Genomic DNA, 19,134 nt, shown 5'->3' with positions numbered 1-19,134 from the left:
ATGGACCTGCTCGCCGAACTGACCGCGCGGCGCGCGCTGTGCATCATCCGCGCGCCCGAGATCCCCGACCCGGTCGGGCTCGCGCGGACACTCGTCGACGCGGGCATGCCGATCGTCGAGTTCGCGCTGACCACCCCGGACGCGCCGCGCCTGATCGAGCGAGCGTCCCAGGTGGACGGTCTGATCCTCGGTGCGGGCACGGTGATGTCCGACCGGGACGCCCGCGACGCGATCAACGCCGGTGCGACGTTCCTGCTCACCCCTGGCCTGCGTCCCTCGGTCGCGGCGGAGGCGGTGCGGGCGCGGATCCCGGTCGTGCTCGGCGCGATGACCCCCACGGAGGTGGCGACCGCGGTCGACCTGGGTGCGACGGCAGTGAAGGTGTTCCCCGCGGCCCGGCTCGGCCCCGCGTACTTCGCCGACCTGCACGGCCCGTTCCCGGACGTGCCCCTGGTGGCCACCGGCGGCCTGAACGCGAAGAACGCGGCGGAGTACCTCGCGGGCGGCGCGCTCGCGGTGACCGCCGGAAGCGGTGTGGTTGGCCCGGAACTGGCCGCCGAGTCCATGTTCGAGGAGATCGGACGCCGCGCGAGGGAGTTCCTGGCGGCCATGGGCACCGGGACGTGAGGGCGCGGAGGTCGGTATCGTCGGCCGGGCATGAATGACGACGACGAACTCTGGGTGGACAGCGCCGACCGCAGGACGGCGCTGTCGGCGCTGGCCGAGCACCGGGACGAGGAGCACCTGACGACGGCCGAACACGAGCGTCGTCGCGGGCTCGTGCGGGTCGCGCAGACCAGGGCCGACCTGCGCGCGTTGTTCGCCGACCTGCCATCGCCGCACCCGTTGATCGGTGAGGAACGCGACGCCTGGCAGGCGAGCCCCGGCAGCCGTCCGGTGGCCGGGACGCCCGAGGGGCGCAGCAACGGGACCGGGGTCTTCCTCGGTAGTGGCGGGCTGATCGTGCTCGGTGCGCTGGCCGCCGGGTGGTGGGTGCCCGCGATCGTTCTCGGTTGTCTCGTCGTCGTCGTGACGGTCCTGTTCGGCGCGCGCTGATTGGTCCAGACCCTTGTGCCGGTGGTGGCACGTCTCTAGCATCCGTTGCAGAGTGCAGAACGTCCATTGCGCATAGTGCAACGGAGGTCCCACCATGAGGTTCCGACGGACGCTGGCCATCGCCGCTCTCGGCGCGCTCGCCATCGGTTGCGCACCACCACAAGCGTCGAACGAGACACCGGAGCAGAGCGGGGAGACCACCGGGGAGCTCCGAGTGTGGCTCTTCCAGGAAGCGTCCAACGCCGCCAAGGAAGCCGTGGTCGACGAGGCGAGGGCGGAGTTCGAGAAAGCACACGACGGGGTCACCGTCAACGTCGAGTACCTGCCCGTCGACGGCCGCGCCACCCGCTTCAACGGTGCCTTCAACGACAAGGCGAGCGCACCGGACGTCGCCGAGTTCGGCAACACCGACCTCGCGGGCTACACCGCCTCCAACGGCTTCGCCGACCTGACCGCCGACCTGGACGCGTGGGCCGACAGCGAGGACCTGGTGCCGGACGTCCTCGACACCGCCACGGTGAACGGCAGGACCTACGGCGTGCCGTGGTTCACCGGCACCCGGGCGCTCTACTACCGGACGGACGTCTTCGCTGAGCTCGGTCTGGAGCCGCCGACCACGCTGGCCGAGCTGACCGAGACGGCACGTGCGGTCCGCGCCGCGAAACCGGACCTGTACGGGATCGCGGTCGGCGGCAAGTACCAGTTCGCGCTCCTGCCCTACATCTGGGCCAACGGCGGCGACGTCGCCGAACAGGACGGCGACACCTGGCGGTCCACAATAGACTCCGCGGAGGCGAGGCAGGGGCTGGCGCAGTACGCCGAACTGATCAGCGACGACATCTGCCCGCCCGCCGCGTGCGCACAGCTCACCGGCAGCCAGTCCGTCGCCGCGTTCGCCGGTGGCAAGGCCGCGATGACGATCGGCGGTGACTTCAACCGGGCCGCGGTCGACGCCGGTGCCGTCAAGGGCAGGTACGGCGTGGTCCCGTTGCCCGGCAGGGACAACGGGTCGATCGCACCGGCGTTCGCGGGCGGCAACCTGCTCGGCGTGTTCCGCTCCAGCACGAAACACGCGCTCGCGCTGAAGTTCGTGCGGCTGCTGGGTGGCAAGAAGTACCAGGAGAAGATGTACGGCGCGATGGGCAACATGCCGACGTTCACCGACGTGCAGGACCGTGTCGCCGCCGAGGACCCGTTCCTCGAACCGTTCATCGAGACCGTCCAGAGTGGCACCAGGTTCGTGCCCTCCACCCCGGCCTGGACGAAGATCGACGCGGCTGGTGTGCTGCCCACGGCGGTCCAGCAGGTCGCGACCGGGCAGCTGGACGTGGCCGCGGCGACCGGCGCGGCGGCGGCCGAGATGAACGAAGCCTTCGGCAGCTGATGGCGTTCGCCCACCGGCGGGACGGGCGCGCGGCACTCCTGTACCTGCTGCCCGCCGCCGTCGTGCTGCTGGCGCTGCTGGCGTACCCGCTCTACCAGCTGGTCGTCATCTCGCTGTACGACTACGGGCAACCGCAGGCCAGCGGCGCGGCGCCGCTGTTGTTCCTCGGGGCGGGCAACTACGTCACGCTCCTGTCCGACCCGCGGTTCTGGGAGGTCCTGGCCGCGACGATCGTGTTCGCCGCGGTCTGTGTCGTCGGCACGCTGCTCGTCGGCACCGCGCTGGCCGTGCTCGCGACCCGCGCGCGCCCGGTGCCGAGGACGCTGCTGTTCCTCGCCGCCCTCGGCGCGTGGGCCACGCCGACCATGGCGGGCTCGTACGTGTGGCTCTTCCTGTTCGACCAGGACTTCGGGCTGGTCAACGAGGTGCTCGCGGGCCTCGGGTTCGACGGGATGCGCGGCCATTCGTGGACCTTCGAGCGGTTCTCCGCGTTCGGGCTGGTCGCCGCGGAGATCATCTGGTGCTCGTTCCCGTTCGTGCTGGTCACGATGTACGCGGGCATCAGGGCGATCCCCGGCGAGGTGCTGGAGGCGGCGGCGCTGGACGGCGCGTCGGCCCGCCGCACGGCCACGGCGGTGATCCTGCCGATCCTGCGGCCACTGCTGATGATCGCGACGATCCAGTCGATCATCTGGGACTTCAAGGTGTTCACCCAGATCTACGTGATGACGAACGGCGGTGGCGTGGCCGGGCAGAACCTCGTGCTCAACGTGTTCGCGTACCAGAAGGCGTTCGCCGGTGAGCAGTACGGCCTCGGCGCGGCGATCGGTGTGGTCATGACCGCCCTGTTGCTGATGATCACGGGCCTGTACGTGCGGGCGCAGCGAGGTGCGCGGTGAGGCGCGGTCAGCTCGTCGTGGACATCGTGTGCGTGGTGGTCGCCGCGGTGGTGGCGTTCCCGCTGTACTGGATGGTGCTGTCGGCGCTCAAACCGGCGGGCGAGGTGCAGTCGGCGAACCCGAGGCCGTGGACCGGTGCGCCCACTCTGGACAGTTTCCGGCGTGTGCTCGACGTGGAGAACTTCGGGCTGTACTTCGTGAACAGCCTCGTGGTCGCGCTGCTGGTGGTCGCGCTGTCGCTGGTGGTGTCGTTCCTGGCGGCGGTGGCGCTGACCAGGTTCCGGTTCCGCGGCCGCACCGTGCTGGTCGTGATGTTGCTGGTGGCGCAGATGGTGCCGGTGGAGGCGCTGACGATCCCGCTGTTCTTCCTGATGCGCTCGTTCGGCGAGGTGGTGCCCGCGATCGGGCTGAACCGGCTTGGCGCGCTCGTGGTGGTGCACCTGGCGTTCAGCCTGCCGTTCGCGATCTGGCTGCTGCGCGGGTTCGTCGCGACCGTGCCGGACGAGCTGGCCGAGGCGGCGGCACTCGACGGCGCCTCCCGGTTCCGGTTCACGTGGCAGGTGCTGTTCCCGCTGGTCGCACCGGGTCTGGTGGCGGCGAGCGTGGTGTCGTTCATCCACGCGTGGAACGACTTCCTGTTCGCGAAGACGTTCCTGATCTCCGGCACCGACAACCGGACACTGCCGCTGGGGCTGCTGGTGTTCTTCAAACCGGAGGAACAGGACTGGGGTGCGATCATGGCGGGCTCGACGCTGATGACGCTGCCGGTGCTGGCGTTCTTCCTGATCGTGCAACGACATCTGGTGTCCGGCATGGCGGGGGCGGTGAAGGGATGACCGTGTTCGAAGGGCTGCTGCCGCGTCCGGTGCGGGTGACGTCGGCGGGTGGGACGGTGCCGGCTGCGCGGGCGCCGGTGTTCGCGGCGGACCCGTCGTTGCCGCCGGAGGGTTTTCGGCTGACCATCGCGGCCGAGGGTGTGCGGATCGAAGCGGCGGACGCGGCCGGTGAGTTCTACGCGTCCCAGGCGCTGCGGCAACTTCGCGGCCCGGCGGCGTTCCGCGCGGTGGACCATGTCACTGGCCGGCTCCCCCGCGGTGTGGTCGAGGACTGGCCCCGGTTCGGGTGGCGCGGCTGCCTCCTCGACGTGGCGCGGCACTTCATGCCGAAGTACGCGCTGCTGCGGTTCCTTGACCTGATGGCCGCGCACCGGTTGAACGTCCTGCACCTCCACCTGACCGACGACCAGGGCTGGCGCTTCGAGGTCCCGGAGTTCCCCCGGCTGACGACGGTGGGCGCGTGGCGCGCGGGGTCCTGGGTCGGCCGCCGGCCCGACGGGACCCCCGACCACGACGGCCGCCCACACGGTGGGTACTACCCGGTCGACGACCTGCGGGAGATCGTGGCGTACGCGGCGGAACGGCACATCACGGTGGTGCCGGAGATCGACGTGCCAGGCCACAGCCAGGCGGCGATCGCGGCGTACCCGTGGCTAGGCGTGACGGGGCGTCCCATGGAGGTGCTGACCCGCTGGGGCGTCAACGACAACGTCCTCGCGATGACCGACGAGGTGGTGGACTTCTACCGCCGCGTGCTCACCCACGTGACGGAGATCTTCCCGTCGGAGGTGATCTGCGTCGGCGGCGACGAGGTCCCGGCCACGCAGTGGGCCACCGACCCGGCGTCGGCCGAGCGCGCCGAGGAGCTCGGTCTGTCTGGTGTGGACGAACTGCACGGCTGGTTCCTGACCCAGCTGATCACGCACCTGGAGTCGTTGGGCCGCAGGGGTTACGTGTGGGACGAGGCCATCGGCCCCACGCTGCCGGAACGCACGGTCGTCGGCGCCTGGCACCTCGGTGTCGACACGGGACGCCACGACGTGGTGCTGTGCCCGGAGGAGCACCTGTACCTGGACCACCGCCAGTCCGACCATCCCGACGAGCCGATCCCGGTGGGTTACCTGCGGACGTTGGCGGACGTGTACGCGTACGAGCCGTTGCCGACCGCGCTGGGCGCGCAGGCCCAGGTGTGGACCGAGCACCTGGACTCGCCGCGGCGCGTGGACTACGCGGCGTTCCCGAGGCTGGCGGCGTTCGCGGAGGTGGTATGGAGCCCGGCGGAGCGCACGTACGAGGAGTTCGAGCGACGGCTGGTCACCCACCACCTGCCGAGGCTGGACGCGCTGGGCGTGGAGTACCGCCCGCCTGCGGGCCCGCACCCGTGGCAGACCCGCCCCGGCGTGCCGGGACGCCCTCGCTAGCCGGGGACCGGCTCGTTGCCCTGAAAGGCGCGTTCAGGGCGTTGAGCGCCCTGAACGCGCCTTTCAGGGCAGTCCACCGAGGACCGGCCGGAAACACCGCTGCCGCCGCACCCCGGGGGGTGCGGCGGCAGCGAACGGAAACGGTCTACTCGAACTTCTCGCCCTTTTCCGCCTTCGCGACCAGCGAGGCGGGCGGGGTGAAGTGGTCGCCGTAGCGCTGCGCCAGCTCACGGGCGCGCGCGACGAAACCGGCGACGCCGCCCTCGTAGCCGTTGATGTACTGGATGACACCACCGGTCCAGGGCGGGAAGCCGATGCCCATGATCGAGCCGATGTTGGCGTCCGGCACCGACCGGAGCACGCCCTCGTCGAAGCACTTGACCGTCTCGAGGGCCTCCGCGAAGAGCATCCGCTCCTTCATGTCCTCGAACGGGATCTGGTGGCCTTCCCTGGTGAAGTGTTCGTAGAGCCCCTTCCACAGGCCGGCCCGTTTACCGTCCGCGTACTCGTAGAAGCCCGCGCCGGACGACTTGCCCTTGCGGTCGAACTCCTCGACCATCCGGTCCATGATCGGCTCGGACGCGTGCGAGTTCCACTCGCCGCCCGCGGCCTCGATCGCGGCCTGGGTCTCCTTGCGGATCTTCAGCGGCAGCGTCAACGTCAGCTCGTCCAGCAGCTGCAGCGGCGGCGCCGGGTAGCCAGCCTGCGAACCGGCCTGCTCCACCGAGGCCGGGTTCACGCCCTCGGCGACCATGGCGACCGCCTCGTTGATGAACGTGCCGATCACGCGCGAGGTGAAGAAGCCGCGCGAGTCGTTGACGACGATCGGCGTCTTCTTGATCTGCTGCGCCACGTCGAACGCCTTGGCCAGCGTCGCGTCGGAGGTCTTCTCGCCGACGATGATCTCCAGGAGCGGCATCTTGTCGACCGGTGAGAAGAAGTGCAGGCCGATGAAGTCCTCCTGCCGCTTCACGCCCTCGGCGAGGCCGGTGATCGGCAGCGTCGAGGTGTTGGAGCCGAGCACGGCGTCCGGCGCGACGATGTTCTCGATCTCCGCGAACACCTTGTGCTTCAGCTCGGTGCTCTCGAACACGGCCTCGATGACGAGATCGCAGCCCGCGAGGTCCTCGGGGTTGGCGGTCGGCGTGATCCGCGCGAGGGTCTCGTCGGCCTTCTCACGGGTGACCTTGCCCCTGGACACGGCCTTCTCGAACAGCTTGACCGAGTAGTCCCTGCCCTTGTCGGCCGCCTCCTGCGAGACGTCCTTGAGCACGACCTCCATGCCGCCGCGGGCGCACACGTATGCGATGCCCGCACCCATCATGCCCGCGCCGAGCACGCCGACCTTGCGGGCGGTGAACTTCTCGTAGCCGTCCGGGCGGGAGCCGCCGGAGTTGATGTGCTGCAGGTCGAAGAAGAACGCCTTGATCATGTTCTTCGCGACCTGGCCGGACAGCAGCGAAAGCAGGTACCGGGACTCGATGGTCAGCGCGGTGTCGATGTCGACCTGCGCGCCCTCGATCGCGGCGGACAGGATCGCCTTGGGCGCGGGCATGTTCGCGCCCTTGAGCTGCTTGCGCAGGTTGGCCGGGAACGCGGGCAGGTTCGCCGCGAACGCCGGGTGCGACGGGGTGCCGCCGGGGATCTTGTAGCCCTTGACGTCCCACGGCTGCGCGGCCTCGGGGTTGGCCCTGATCCACTCCTTGGCCTTGGGCAGCAGCTCGTCGACCGAACCGACGACCTCGTTCACCAGGCCGACTTCCTTGGCCTTGGCCGGGTTGTACTGCGTGCCCTGCAGCAGCACCTGCAGCAGCGCGTTCTGGATGCCCAGCAGCCGCACGGTGCGCGTGACACCGCCGCCACCGGGCAGGAGGCCGAGCGTGACCTCGGGCAGGCCGATCTTGCTGCCCTTGACGTCCGCGGCGATGCGGTGGTGGGTGGCGAGCGCGATCTCCAGGCCGCCGCCGAGCGCGGCGCCGTTGATGGCCGCCACGACCGGCTTGCCGAGCGTCTCCAGGCGGCGCAGGTCCGCCTTGATGCCCTGGATGAACTCGAAGCCCTCCTTGGCCTGGTCGGCCTTGGCCTCGATCATGTCCTTCAGGTCGCCGCCCGCGAAGAAGGTCTTCTTGGCCGAGGTGATCACCACGCCGGTGATGTCGTCGGACTCGGCGTACAGGCGGTCGACCGTGGCGTGCATCGACGCCGCGTAGTCGCGGTTCATCGTGTTGGCCGACTGGTTCGGGTCGTCCATGGTCAGGACGACGATGCCATCGGCGTCCTTCTCCCAGCGAATGGTCTCAGTCATTGAGGTCGTCTTTCCTTACACGCGCTCGATGAGGGTCGCGACGCCCATGCCGCCGCCGATGCAGAGGGTGACCACGGCACGCCGCGCCTGACGGCGCTCCAGCTCGTCGACCATGGTGCCGAGGATCATCGCGCCGGTCGCGCCGAGCGGGTGTCCCATGGCGATGGCACCGCCGTTGACGTTGAGCTTCTCGTCCGGGATTCCCAGCTTGCGCTGGTAGTTCAGCACCACCGACGCGAACGCCTCGTTCAGCTCGAACAGGTCGATGTCGTCGACGGACAGGCCGGTCTTCGCGAGCAGCTTCTCGGTCGCCGGGATCGGGCCGGTCAGCATGATCGTCGAGTCGGCGCCGGAGGTGGCGGTGGCGACGATGCGGGCCCGCGGGGTCAGGCCCATGTCCTTGCCCGCCTGCTCGGAGCCGACGAGCACCAGCGCGGCGCCGTCGACGATGCCGGAGGAGTTGCCAGCGTGGTGCACGTGGTCGATCTTCTCGACGTGGTGGTACTTCTGCAGCGCCACCGCGTCGAAGCCACCCATGTCACCGATCGTCGCGAACGACGGCTTCAGGCTCGACAGGCCCGCCACGGTGGTGTCGGGGCGCATGTGCTCGTCGTGGTCGAGGATCGTGATGCCGTTCTGGTCGACCACCGGGATGATCGAGTTCGCGAAGTAGCCGTTGCTCGCCGCCTTGGCCGCGAGCTGCTGGCTGCGCACCGCGTAGGCGTCGACGTCATCGCGGGAGAAGCCCTCGATCGTCGCGATCAGGTCGGCGCCGATGCCCTGCGGCACGAAGTAGGTGTCGTAGGCGGTGGCCGGGTCCATGGCCCACGCGCCGCCGTCGGTGCCCATCGCGACCCGCGACATGGACTCGACGCCGCCGCCGATGACGACCTCGTCCCACCCGGAGGCGACCTTCTGGGCGGCGATGTTGACGGCCTCGAGACCGGACGCGCAGAAGCGGTTGAGCTGCACGCCGCCGACCGTGTCGGGCAGCCCGGCCGCGATCGCGGCGGTCTTCGCGATGTCGCTGCCCTGGTCACCGATGGGGGTGACGACGCCGAGCAGCAGGTCGGAGACCCGGTCGACATCCAGCGTGGGGTTGCGCTTGCGGAGCTCGTCGATCAGGCCGACGACGAGGGAGATCGGCTTGGTTCCGTGCAGCGACCCGTTCTTCTTGCCCCGGCCGCGCGGGGTGCGGATCGCGTCGTAGACGAATGCTTCGGTAGCCACGCTAGGGGTCCTCTCGAGGGCTAATACTGATTAACATGTTGGCACTGGATCTGTCGTTGTCAACGATCGCCACCCGATTTGGGGCGTGGGCCACACTCCGTTCACGGTCAGCGGCGAAATCCACGTCATCGCGCTAATCTGAGTTCACTTCGGGCCCCGTTGGCGGTTTGCCAACAACCCGCGCCCAGGTATAGCGTTGGGCGGGTACGCCGCACCGTGGAGGAACCGTGGCGGAGACTTCCCGGCCGCAGGCAAGGCGGCCACGCAACCGCAAGGCCCAGCTCGCCGACGCCGCGGCCGAGCTGTTCCGCAAGCACGGTTACCACCAGGTCAGCGTCAACGACATCGCACGGGCCGCCGGCGTCACCGGCCCGGCCGTCTACCGGCACTTCCGGGGCAAGCAGGACATCCTCGCCCACGTCCTGTTGTCCGGCATGGACACGTTCGGCCTGGTCACCGAGGGTGCGCTCGCGACCACCGGCACCGCGGGCGACCAGCTGGCCGCCCTGCTGCGCGCGGTCGCCGAGCTCGCCGTCGACCGGCGCGAGATCACGGCGCTGTGGCGCTGGGAGGGCCGTCACCTCGCGGAGGCCGACCGGACCAAGATCCGGCACCGGGGTGCCGAGCTGATGGCCCAGTGGGGCATCGCGCTGCGGGACGCCCGGCCAGAGCTGTCGAAGTCCGACGCCGAGCTGCTCTGCTGGGCCACCCTGTCGGTGTACGGGAGCCTGTCCGACCACCACACGAGCCCGCCGCGGCGCCGGTTCGAGGACCTGCTGGTCACGCTGGCGTCCGCGATCACATCGTGGGAGGTGCCGAGGGGGGACCCGGTGCCGGTGCCGGAGCCGGAGCCCGCGCCCACCACGCCCGGTTCCCGCCGCGAGGAGCTGCTGACGGCCGCGATCTCGCTGTTCCGCGAACGCGGGTACGCGGCGGTGAGCATGGAGGACATCGGGGCCCGCGCGGGCATGGCGGGCCCGAGCATCTACCGGTACTTCCCCGGCAAGGCTGCGATACTGGTCGCCGGTGGCTACCGGATGGCCGACCGGCTCGCCCGCACGGCGGCGCACGCGATGACGCTGCCCGCCCAGGAGGCACTGCACCACCTCGCGACGTCCTACGTCGACACCGTGCTGCGGTCGGACAACATCATGGCCACGTTCGCCAACGAGCTGCGCAACCTGCCGGAACGCGACCGCAAGGACCTGGTGCGGCTGCAGCGGCACTACGTCGGTCACTGGTACCGGCTGCTGCGCACGGTCGCGCCCGAGCTGCCGGAGCCCGACGCGAAGGTCGTGGTGCACGTGGCGCTCACGATCGTGAACGACCTGGCCCGCACCCCGAAGCTGCTGCGGCGGCCGAGGATCGCGGCCGAACTGACCGAGCTGGCGGTGACGGTTCTCGACGCTGGGAGGTAGCCATGTCCACTGCGCTGCGTGCACCTTACGAGGTGGACAAGAACGCGTTCGACCGGTGGCTGATGGACCGCGAGTGGCCACGGAAGGACCTGGCCACGCCACCGGCCGGGCTCAAGCCCGTCCCCGGCGACCCGGGACTGCCCGTGCTGGGGCACAGCCTGGAGATGCTGCGGCTCGGTCTCGACTACGCGATGCGCCGCTACGACCGGTACGGCCCGGTGTCGTGGGTGCGTGCGTTCGGCGTCGACGTCGTGTCGGCGTCCGGGCCGGAGGCAACGCAGGTCGTGCTGGCCAACAGGGACAAGGCGTACTCGCAGCAGGGCTGGGAGTACTTCATCGGCCCGTTCTTCAACCGCGGGCTGATGCTGCTGGACTTCGACGAGCACATCTACCACCGGCGGCTCATGCAGCTCGCGTTCACCGCGGACCGGCTGTCGGCGTACATGGCGCAGGTCGGTGACGTGGTGCGGGACAGCGTGTCGACGTGGGAGGGCGGGACCGCGGTCAAGGTGTACCCGGCGCTCAAGCAGCTGACGCTGGACGTGGCGACGAAGATCTTCATGGCCACGTCGCTCGGCGGCGACTCGCGGAAGCTGACGAAGGCCTTCGTGGACACCGTCCGGGCGGGCACCGCGCTGATCCGGTTGCCGATCGGCCGCTGGGGCGCGGGCCTCACGGGCCGCAAGGTCCTGGAGGACTACTTCCGCAGAAGCCTGCCCGCCAAGCGCGCGTCGGACTCCGACGACCTGTTCGCCGCGCTGTGCCACGCCCGCACCGACGAGGGCGAGATGTTCTCCGACGACGACGTCGTGAACCACATGATCTTCCTGATGATGGCGGCACACGACACGTCGACCATCGCGACGTCGGCGCTGGTGTACTACCTCGGCAAGAACCCGGAGTGGCAGGACCAGGTGCGCGCGGAGTCCGTCGCGCTCGGCGACGAGCCACTCACGGTGTCCACCCTGGACCGGCTGCCGACGCTGGACCTGGTGCTGAAGGAGTCGATGCGGCTCGTGGCGCCGGTGCCGTGGATGGTGCGCAAGACCGTGAAGGACACCGAGCTGCTCGGTCACCACCTGCCGGCCGGGGTGTTCGTGACGACGCTGGCGTGGATCAACCACATGCTGCCGGAGTACTGGACCGAGCCCCACCGCTTCGACCCGTCGCGGTTCGCCGAGGACCGGCGCGAGGACAAGTCGCACCGGTTCGCGTACATGCCCTTCGGCGGCGGGGTGCACAAGTGCATCGGCATGCATTTCGGCACGCAGGAGGTCAAGACCATCGCGCACGAGCTGGTCCGCCGTTTCGAGTGGACGGTGCCCGCCGACTACGACGTGCGCTGGGACCCGACCGCGCTGCCGTTGCCCAAGGACGGGTTGCCGATCTCGCTCAGGCGCCGCTGATCGCCGGGGAGACCGGCGCGCAGCGCTACCGCGGCGCCTCGGTGTCGCTGGCCGTGCGGCCGCGGTGCACGTCGTCGGCCGCGTAGTGGATGCCGACGCCGGTCTCGCCGGGGGCGTGCTCGTCGCGGAGGACGAGGTGGCTGTCGTAGTCGCCGCCGTTCTGGTGGCGGAACGGGATCGGTTCCGCGTCCGGCAGGGTGACCAGCCGTTCGGTGAGGCGTTTGACGGCGTCGGTGTATTCGGCACCGGACAACGCGACCGCGCCGTTGACCACGAACGGCGCGACCGGCGTCATGCCCGAGTACCACAGGGTGCCGTGCGTGAGCGGGAACAGGACCTCGTCCAGCTCACCGTGGATCCCGCGCGGCGCACGTCCACCCGGTCAGGTTACCCAGATCGGGCAGCGGTCGGGGACCTCGTGCAGCCGGCGGAGCTGGTTGATCCCGCTCAGCCACCCGCACCAGCTCGCGGGCGGCGGCGGCCCGCCACGCAGGACCATGCCGACCGACAGCCGCGTCCCGGTGTCCACTTCGGACAGTTCCCAGGTGCTGACACCGGTGTCCTCGGACAGCACGAGGCGACGGTCGGCGACCAGTTCGACGACCGTGCCGACCGGGCCGCCGCCCTCGATCTCCCAGCGGCCACCCGGGTACAGCTCGATCGCCAGCGGCAGCCCGAACCAGCGCGCGAACACCTCCCGGTCGGTGAGCGACTCGAACACCTCGTCCATGGGCGCGGCGATGTCCACCGACGTGCTGGTCTCGTCGTAGCGCAGTACGGGACGGCCCTCCAGTTCGTCGACCGCGTTCGCGATCTCCAGGCAGCGCTGCGTGAACTCACGCTCCCGCACGTCGGCCGCGATCAGGCCGTCGTCGGTCACCGTGGTCCACGGCAGCAGGGCACGGGCATCGACGGCGGGCGCCACCGTCCTGGCGAGGATCCTCACGGGGTCACATCTTCCAGCAACCTCAGGTACTCCGGCAACGGCTCGGTGTGCACCACGCCCAACCGCTGGGTCGCCCTGGTCAGCGCCACGTACAGCTCCGCGGTGCCCGCCGGGCCGGAGGCCATCGTCGCGGGCTCGACCACGATCACCCCGTCGAACTCGAGTCCCTTGGTCGACCGGGGCGGCAGCACCAGCGCGTCCACGTTGAGCGTCGAGCCGTCCGGCGCGATCACCGCGACCGTGCCCGCGCCGATCTCCTCCTCCATGCGCGCGACCATCTCCGTCACCACCTCGGCGAGCGTGTCCTCGGTGGCGCGCCGCGACCACGGCGGCACCCCGGTCGTCCGCACGGACTTCGGCGGCTGCGCCGAGGTGTCCATCGTGGACAGCAGCGACGCGGCCACGTCCATGATCTCGGCCGGCATGCGGTAGTTGATGGTGAGCTGCCGATAGGTCCACCGGTTCGGCACGTACTCGTCGAGCATGGCCGCCCACGACCGGGCGCCCGCCGGCGACTCGCGCTGCGCGAGGTCGCCGACGATGGTCACCGACCGGCTGGGGCACCGCCGCATCAGCACCCGCCAGTCCATTTCGGACAGCTCCTGCGCCTCGTCGACCACCACGTGCCCGTAGGTCCACTCGCGGTCGGCGGCCGCCCGTTCGGCCAGTGACCGGTGGTCGCGCTCCTCCTGCCGCTGCGCCAGCTGCGTCGGGTCGATCAGGTCGACGGCACGCAGCAGCTCACCGTCCGGGTCCTCGTCGGTGTCGAGGATGTCGAGCACGCCCCGCGCGTACGCCTCCTGCTCACGCAGCGTCTGCTCGGCCTCCTCCTCGGACTCGTACGGGCCGAGCAGCTCCGCCGCCTCGTCGAGCAGCGGCACGTCCGACACGGTCCACGCGTCGCCGCGCTCCCGCAGGAACGACTCCGGCGCGCGGATCGCGGCCAGGCGCGCGGGCGAGGTGTACAGCTCGGCGAACAGCCGCCGCGGCGACAGCCGGGGCCAGAGCAGCTCGACCGCGGCGGCGAGCGCGTCGCTGGAGATCAGCTCGCGGCGCACGTCGGCGGCCAGGTCACCGGCCAGGTCCGGGGTGTCGCGGACGTCCAGCCAGCCCGCCCCGATCCGGTCGACGGCCTGCTCGGCCAGCTCCAGGATCAACGCGTCGCGGAAGACCTCCTGCGCCCGGTTGTGGGTGCGCCCGGTGCTCCTGGCCCGCTCCCGCGCCCGGCCCGCGACCGCGACGTCGATCTCGACGGTCACGTCGTCCAGCTCGATCTCGATCGGCGTCCCCGGCACCTCCTGCCGGTCGGCGACGGCCGCACGCACCAGGTCGACCATGGCCAGCCTGCCCTTGACCTCGCGGTCCGGGTCCCCAGCGCGGGTCTTCACGTCCGGCAACAGCTCACCGGGCGTCGCGAACACCACGTCGGTCTCGCCGAGCGAGGGCAGCACGCCGCCGATGTAGCGGAGGAAACCGGTGTTGGGGCCGATGATCAGCACCCCGCGGCGGGACATCCGCTCGCGGTGCGTGTACAGCAGGTAGGCGACCCGGTGCAGCGCGACGACCGTCTTGCCGGTGCCTGGCCCGCCGTCGATGACGACCACGCCGTTGCGGCCGAGGCGGATGATCTCGTCCTGCTCGGCCTGGATCGTCGCGACGATGTCGCCCATCGTCTCCGACCGGGGCGCGTTCAGCGCGGCGAGCAACACCTCGTCACTGTCGGCGACCCCGTGCGCGAGCACGTCGTCGTGAAATGCGAGCACCCGCCGCCCTCGGGCGCGGAAATGCCGCCTCCGGGTGACACCTTCCGGATTCGCGGCGGTGGCCACGTAAAATGGCCGCGCGATCGGCGCCCGCCAGTCGGTGAGCAGCGGTTCGTAGTCGTTCTCCTCGTCGAACAACCCCAGCCGGCCGATGTAGGTCGTCTCGCCGTCGATGTGGTCCAGCCTGCCGAAACACAGTCCGTTGTCGGCGACCCTGAGCAGCCCGATTCGCCTGGTCAGCGTGTTCGCGGCCACGTCCCGCTCCCACCGGGCCTCCGTGGTCTCGGCGGTGCTGTCGAGCAGCACACCGTCGAGTTTGCCGGACGCGGTCGTCCGTTCGGCGTCCAGGTGCGCGTACAACGACGCGATGTGTTCCCGCTCGGCCGACAATTCCGCGTCGTAATCGCCTTTTGACAAATGAGCCCCTCATCCGCTATAATCAACCCACTCCGGCATTCCTGTGTTATCCCCAGGAAAGTCGGCTTTTGATTATTGCTTACATTCGAGGCAATGCCAAACCCGCCGGTCGGCGCGGGTCCGCCGGCTCTGGCGGCCGCGCAGGGCGGACTGCTCTGGAAGGCGCGTCAGTCCTCGTGCAGTGCGACCGCCAGCATGGTCGACCACTGGTCCAGCACCCGCTGACGGCGTTTGCTGTCGTCCGTGAGCAGGTTGGCCAGGCCCAGACCGCGGGCCATGTCGAGCGTCGCCTGCACCGCGGCGCGCACGCCGGTACGGGACTCGTCGACGCCGAGCAGCTCCAGCGCCGTCCGGTGTGTCTCGCGGCCGACCCGTTCCTCCAGCAGGACCACCTGTTCCTTCAGCCGCTCGTCCGACGACGCGGCCACCCACAGGTGGATCGCCGCGCGGAACAGCGGGCCGGTGTACATCAGCTCGACCATGCCGACCACGGCCCGGGTGCGGTCCGGGCCCGCGGGCAGGTCGAGTGACCTGGACCGGAGCACCGCGAGCCGCTCGGAGGCCACGTACTCGACGGCCGAGGTGAACAGGTCCTCCCTGGTCGGGAAGTGGTGCTGGGCGGCGCCCCGCGAGACACCCGCCCGTTCCGCCACCACCGACACCGTGCTGCCCGACCAGCCCACCTCGGCCAGGCACTCGATGGCCGCCTCCAGGAGCCGCTGCCGGGTGGCCCGGCTACGGTCCTGGCGCGGCTCACGCACAACGTCGGTCATCGGAACGTGTCCTTTGGATCTTTGTGCAGATGTCTGGGCCTGATCAGCAGTGACCTCAGGGGAACGTGACGGCACTCAGCCACCAACCACCCGCGGTCCGCCGGCGTCGCCGGGTCGAGACCAACACTTCAAAATCCGGGGAGGCGGACTAGGCTAGTAGGACTTCGGCAGGCCCAGTGTGTTCTGGGCCACGAAGTTGAGGATCATCTCGCGGCTCACCGGCGCGATCCGGTTCACCCGCGCGGCCGACACCAGAGCGCCGAGGCCGTACTCGGCGGTCAGGCCGTTGCCGCCGTGCACCTGGACCGCCGTGTCGACCGCCTTGATCGATGCCTCCGCCGCCGCGTACTTCGCCATGTTCGCGGCCTCGCCCGCACCCATGTCGTCGCCGGCGTCGTACAGGGCCGCCGCCTTCTGCGTCATCACCTTCGCCAGCTCGAGCTGGATCTTCGCCTCGGCCAGCGGGTGCGCGACGCCCTGGTGTGCGCCGATCGGGGTGCTCCACACCTGCCGGGACTTCACGTAGTCGACGGCCTTGTCCAGTGCGTAGCGGCCCATGCCGATCGCGAACGACGCGGCCATGATCCGTTCCGGGTTCAGTCCGGCGAACAACTGCAGCAGCGCCGCGTCCTGTGAGCCGACGAGCGCGTCGGCCGGCAGGCGCACGTCGTCGAGGAACAGCATGAACTGCTTGTCCGGCGAGACGATGTCCATCTCGATCGGCTGGTACTCCAAGCCGGGGGTGTCGGTGGGGACGATGAACAGGGCGGGCTTCAGCTTGCCCGTCCTCGCGTCCTCCGTGCGGCCGACGACCAGTACCGCCGCGGCCTCGTCCACCCCGGAGATGAACACCTTGCGGCCGTTGAGGACCCAGTCGTCGCCGTCGCGGCGGGCCGTGGTGGTGATCTTGTGGGAGTTGGAGCCCGCGTCCGGCTCGGTGATCGCGAACGCCATGCGCAGTGAGCCGTCGGCGAACCTCGGCAGCCACTCCTGCTTCTGCGCGTCCGTGCCGAAGCGGCTGATGATCGTCGCGCAGATCGCCGGGGACACCACCATCAGCAGCAGCCCGCAGCCCTGCGCGGACAGCTCCTCGGCCACCGCCGCGAGGTCGCCGATGTTGCCGCCTCCGCCGCCGTACTCCTCTGGCACGTTCACGCCGAGGTAGCCCAGCTTGCCCGCCTCGTCCCACAGCTCGGTGGACTTCTCGCCCGCGCGGGCCCTCTTCAGGAACCAGTCGCCGCCGTAACGCCTGCCGAGGTCGGACACCGCCGCTCGCAGTGCCTGGCGTTCCTCGGTCTCGCTGAACCCGGTCATGCTTCCTCCTCGACACCGACCACGGCCAGGACCCGGCCGACCTCCACTTGGTCCCCCGCGGTGACACCGAGTTCGGTGACCACGCCGTCGGCGGGGGCGTTGATCTGGTGCTGCATCTTCATCGCTTCCAGCCACAGCAGCGGCTGGCCCTCGGTGACCTTCTCGCCCTGCTCGACCGCGACCCGCACGACCGTGCCGGGCATCGGTGCGAGCAGCGAGCCCGCCGCGACCTGCGCGGCCGGGTCGGCGAACCGCTCCACCGGCACCAGCGCGACCGACCCGAACGGGGAGTCCACACAGGACAACCCAGGGTACGCGGCGACCGTGAACCGGCGCCGCAGACCCTCGACCTCCAGGACCACCGAGGCCGGGGTGGCCTCGACGAGCCGCACGCCGTCGTGGCCGACCAGGCCGTCGCGGCCGAGGCGGTACGTGACCTCGTGCTCGGTGTCCCCCACGGTGAAACGTTTGCGCTGCGGGGTCGCCACCACGTTGCGCCACCCGCTGGGGAGCCGGCCGAGCACCTTCGCACCGGCACGGTTCGCGGCGGCGTCGGCCAGTGCCGCCGCGAGCGCCGACAGCCGGACCGTCGGCCCGGTGGCGAGCGGGGTGGCGAGCGCGTCGAGGCCGTGCCGCTCGAAGAACGCCGTGTCCGTCTCCCCGGCCAGGAACGCCGGGTGGCAGAGGATGTTGACGAGCAGGTCGCGGTTCGTGGTGACGCCGTGCACCTTCGCCCTGGTGAGCGCGGCGGCCAGCGCGCGAGCCGCGACGTCCCTGGTCGGCGCCACCGAGATCACCTTGGCGAGCATCGGGTCGTAGTGCGGGGAGATCGCGGTTCCACTGTCCACACCGGAATCGAGCCGGATGCCCGTGCCCAACGGCACGGTGAACGTCGAAGACACCCCCGGCACCTCGAACCGGTGCAGGGTGCCGCTGTGGGGGCGCCAGTCGGCGGCCGGATCCTCCGCGTAGAGCCGGACCTCGATCGCGTGTCCCTGCGACGGCGGCGGGCCTGCCGGGAGCGGCCGCCCTTCCGCCACCCCGATCTGCAGGCCGACCAGGTCGAGGCCGGTCACGCACTCGGTGACCGGGTGTTCGACCTGCAGGCGCGTGTTCATCTCCAGGAAGTAGAACCGGCCGTTCTCGTCGGCGAGGAACTCGACGGTGCCCGCGCCGACGTACCCGATCGCCTTCGCGGCGTCGCGGGCAGCGGCGAACAACTCCTCGCGCATCCCGGCGACCCGCTCGACCAGCGGCGAGGGCGACTCCTCCACGATCTTCTGGTGACGGCGCTGGATCGAGCACTCGCGCTCGCCGACCGCCCACACCGTGCCGTGCCGGTCGCACATCACCTGGACCTCGATGTGCCTGCCGGTCGCCAGGTAGGGCTCGACGAACACGGTGTCGTCGCCGAACGCCGACGCCGCCTCGGCACGCGCGCCCTCCACCTGGGACCGGAGTTCGGCGAGCGACCGGACCACCCGCATGCCGCGGCCGCCACCACCCGCGGACGCCTTGACCAGCACCGGCAGGTCGGCCTCGGTGATCGCCGACGGGTCGAGCCCGGACAGCGTCGGCACCCCGGCGTCGGCCATGAGCGCCTTGGACTCGATCTTGGAGCCCATCCGTTCGATGGCCGCCGGCGTCGGCCCGACCCAGGTGAGACCGGCCTCGGCGACGGCGCGGGCGAAGGCGGCGTTCTCCGACAGGAAGCCGTAACCTGGGTGCACGGCGTCCGCGCCGGACTCGCGGGCGGCGTCGATGATCAGGTCGGCCCGCAGATACGTGTCCGTGGGTGAGACGCCGGGCAGCCGCACCGCCGCGTCCGCCTCGCGCACGTGTGGCGCGTCGGCGTCGGCGTCGGAGAACACGGCGACGGTGGCGATCCCCAGTGTGCGGCAGGTGCGGAACACCCGGCGGGCGATCTCGCCCCGGTTCGCGACGAGCAGTGTCGTGATCATCCCGC

16 protein-coding genes are annotated in these 19,134 nt (G+C 70.4%); 8 read left to right on the top strand and 8 right to left on the bottom strand.

The annotated features are described in order from the left end of the window. The 6 genes from ACFPCV_RS16505 to ACFPCV_RS16480 all read left to right on the top strand — a co-directional run bounded on the left by ACFPCV_RS16505 (position 1) and on the right by ACFPCV_RS16480 (position 5,596). Positions 1-627, top strand: a complete 627-nt coding sequence (locus ACFPCV_RS16505) for a bifunctional 4-hydroxy-2-oxoglutarate aldolase/2-dehydro-3-deoxy-phosphogluconate aldolase (protein ID WP_378057057.1) — start codon at positions 1-3, stop codon at positions 625-627. A 30-nt stretch (positions 628-657) separates the two neighbouring features. Further along, entirely contained in the window at positions 658-1,056 is a 399-nt protein-coding gene (locus tag ACFPCV_RS16500; protein WP_378057056.1) for a DUF1707 SHOCT-like domain-containing protein, read from the top strand. Positions 1,057-1,150: 94 nt separating this feature from the next. Further along, the gene (locus ACFPCV_RS16495; protein WP_378057055.1) at positions 1,151-2,440 is read left to right on the top strand and encodes an extracellular solute-binding protein; all 1,290 of its coding nucleotides are present in this window, start codon (positions 1,151-1,153) and stop codon (positions 2,438-2,440) included. Next, complete coding sequence (locus ACFPCV_RS16490) at positions 2,440-3,339, top strand: carbohydrate ABC transporter permease (RefSeq protein ID WP_378057054.1); 900 nt, start codon at positions 2,440-2,442, stop codon at positions 3,337-3,339. The genes ACFPCV_RS16495 and ACFPCV_RS16490 overlap by 1 nt, the downstream gene beginning before the upstream one ends. Continuing rightward, positions 3,336-4,175, top strand: a complete 840-nt coding sequence (locus ACFPCV_RS16485; protein WP_378057053.1) for a carbohydrate ABC transporter permease — start codon at positions 3,336-3,338, stop codon at positions 4,173-4,175. Before ACFPCV_RS16490 ends, ACFPCV_RS16485 begins: the two co-directional genes overlap by 4 nt. Next, positions 4,172-5,596: a beta-N-acetylhexosaminidase gene (locus tag ACFPCV_RS16480; RefSeq protein WP_378057052.1), complete on the top strand. Its 1,425-nt coding sequence runs from the start codon at positions 4,172-4,174 to the stop codon at positions 5,594-5,596. The genes ACFPCV_RS16485 and ACFPCV_RS16480 overlap by 4 nt, the downstream gene beginning before the upstream one ends. Positions 5,597-5,741: 145 nt before the next feature. On the opposite strand, the gene ACFPCV_RS16475 is transcribed toward ACFPCV_RS16480, so the two are convergent. Beyond that, the gene (locus tag ACFPCV_RS16475) at positions 5,742-7,901 is read right to left on the bottom strand and encodes a 3-hydroxyacyl-CoA dehydrogenase NAD-binding domain-containing protein (protein ID WP_378057051.1); all 2,160 of its coding nucleotides are present in this window, start codon (positions 7,899-7,901) and stop codon (positions 5,742-5,744) included. A 15-nt stretch (positions 7,902-7,916) separates the two neighbouring features. Then, positions 7,917-9,131 (bottom strand): acetyl-CoA C-acetyltransferase, encoded by a 1,215-nt coding sequence (locus ACFPCV_RS16470; RefSeq protein ID WP_378057050.1) that lies wholly within the window; start codon positions 9,129-9,131, stop codon positions 7,917-7,919. Positions 9,132-9,358: 227 nt separating this feature from the next. On the opposite strand from ACFPCV_RS16470, the gene ACFPCV_RS16465 reads away from it, so the two are divergent. Continuing rightward, positions 9,359-10,549 carry a TetR/AcrR family transcriptional regulator gene (locus ACFPCV_RS16465; protein WP_378057049.1) on the top strand — a complete coding sequence of 397 codons (1,191 nt, stop codon included), beginning with the start codon at positions 9,359-9,361 and terminating at the stop codon, positions 10,547-10,549. Between the two features lie 2 nt (positions 10,550-10,551). After that, entirely contained in the window at positions 10,552-11,955 is a 1,404-nt protein-coding gene (locus ACFPCV_RS16460) for a cytochrome P450 (protein ID WP_378057048.1), read from the top strand. 25 nt (positions 11,956-11,980) lie between these two features. On the opposite strand, the gene ACFPCV_RS16455 is transcribed toward ACFPCV_RS16460, so the two are convergent. The 6 genes from ACFPCV_RS16455 to ACFPCV_RS16430 all read right to left on the bottom strand — a co-directional run bounded on the left by ACFPCV_RS16455 (position 11,981) and on the right by ACFPCV_RS16430 (position 19,129). After that, on the bottom strand, positions 11,981-12,250 hold the full coding sequence (locus tag ACFPCV_RS16455) for a hypothetical protein (RefSeq protein WP_378057047.1): 270 nt from the start codon (positions 12,248-12,250) through the stop codon (positions 11,981-11,983). An 87-nt stretch (positions 12,251-12,337) separates the two neighbouring features. Continuing rightward, a complete protein-coding gene (locus ACFPCV_RS16450) occupies positions 12,338-12,901 on the bottom strand; it encodes an SRPBCC family protein (protein WP_378057046.1) in 564 nt (187 codons plus the stop codon). Beyond that, positions 12,898-15,054: an ATP-binding domain-containing protein gene (locus ACFPCV_RS16445; protein WP_378057045.1), complete on the bottom strand. Its 2,157-nt coding sequence runs from the start codon at positions 15,052-15,054 to the stop codon at positions 12,898-12,900. Before ACFPCV_RS16445 ends, ACFPCV_RS16450 begins: the two co-directional genes overlap by 4 nt. A 194-nt stretch (positions 15,055-15,248) precedes the next feature. Then, positions 15,249-15,854 (bottom strand): TetR/AcrR family transcriptional regulator, encoded by a 606-nt coding sequence (locus ACFPCV_RS16440; RefSeq protein WP_378057044.1) that lies wholly within the window; start codon positions 15,852-15,854, stop codon positions 15,249-15,251. A gap of 153 nt (positions 15,855-16,007) precedes the next feature. Next, positions 16,008-17,168 carry an acyl-CoA dehydrogenase family protein gene (locus tag ACFPCV_RS16435; RefSeq protein ID WP_378057043.1) on the bottom strand — a complete coding sequence of 387 codons (1,161 nt, stop codon included), beginning with the start codon at positions 17,166-17,168 and terminating at the stop codon, positions 16,008-16,010. Beyond that, entirely contained in the window at positions 17,165-19,129 is a 1,965-nt protein-coding gene (locus tag ACFPCV_RS16430) for an acetyl/propionyl/methylcrotonyl-CoA carboxylase subunit alpha (protein ID WP_378057042.1), read from the bottom strand. The genes ACFPCV_RS16435 and ACFPCV_RS16430 overlap by 4 nt, the downstream gene beginning before the upstream one ends. Positions 19,130-19,134 lie beyond the last annotated feature (5 nt).

It is taken from the genome of Actinophytocola glycyrrhizae, assembly GCF_042653545.1.
Classification (GTDB): Bacteria; Actinomycetota; Actinomycetes; order Mycobacteriales; family Pseudonocardiaceae; genus Actinophytocola; species Actinophytocola glycyrrhizae.
The sequence above is the reverse complement of the archived record's forward strand: the minus strand, read 5'-3'. Positions and strand labels throughout refer to the sequence as shown.

Coding starts and splice junctions, on each gene's coding strand:
- ACFPCV_RS16505 (WP_378057057.1), top strand. CDS start 1: ATGGACCTGCTCGCCGAACTGACCGCGCGGCGCGCGCTGTGCATCATC.
- ACFPCV_RS16500 (WP_378057056.1), top strand. CDS start 658: ATGAATGACGACGACGAACTCTGGGTGGACAGCGCCGACCGCAGGACG.
- ACFPCV_RS16495 (WP_378057055.1), top strand. CDS start 1,151: ATGAGGTTCCGACGGACGCTGGCCATCGCCGCTCTCGGCGCGCTCGCC.
- ACFPCV_RS16490 (WP_378057054.1), top strand. CDS start 2,440: ATGGCGTTCGCCCACCGGCGGGACGGGCGCGCGGCACTCCTGTACCTG.
- ACFPCV_RS16480 (WP_378057052.1), top strand. CDS start 4,172: ATGACCGTGTTCGAAGGGCTGCTGCCGCGTCCGGTGCGGGTGACGTCG.
- ACFPCV_RS16475 (WP_378057051.1), bottom strand. CDS start 7,901: ATGACTGAGACCATTCGCTGGGAGAAGGACGCCGATGGCATCGTCGTC.
- ACFPCV_RS16460 (WP_378057048.1), top strand. CDS start 10,552: ATGTCCACTGCGCTGCGTGCACCTTACGAGGTGGACAAGAACGCGTTC.
- ACFPCV_RS16455 (WP_378057047.1), bottom strand. CDS start 12,250: ATGACGCCGGTCGCGCCGTTCGTGGTCAACGGCGCGGTCGCGTTGTCC.
- ACFPCV_RS16440 (WP_378057044.1), bottom strand. CDS start 15,854: ATGACCGACGTTGTGCGTGAGCCGCGCCAGGACCGTAGCCGGGCCACC.
- ACFPCV_RS16435 (WP_378057043.1), bottom strand. CDS start 17,168: ATGACCGGGTTCAGCGAGACCGAGGAACGCCAGGCACTGCGAGCGGCG.
- ACFPCV_RS16430 (WP_378057042.1), bottom strand. CDS start 19,129: ATGATCACGACACTGCTCGTCGCGAACCGGGGCGAGATCGCCCGCCGG.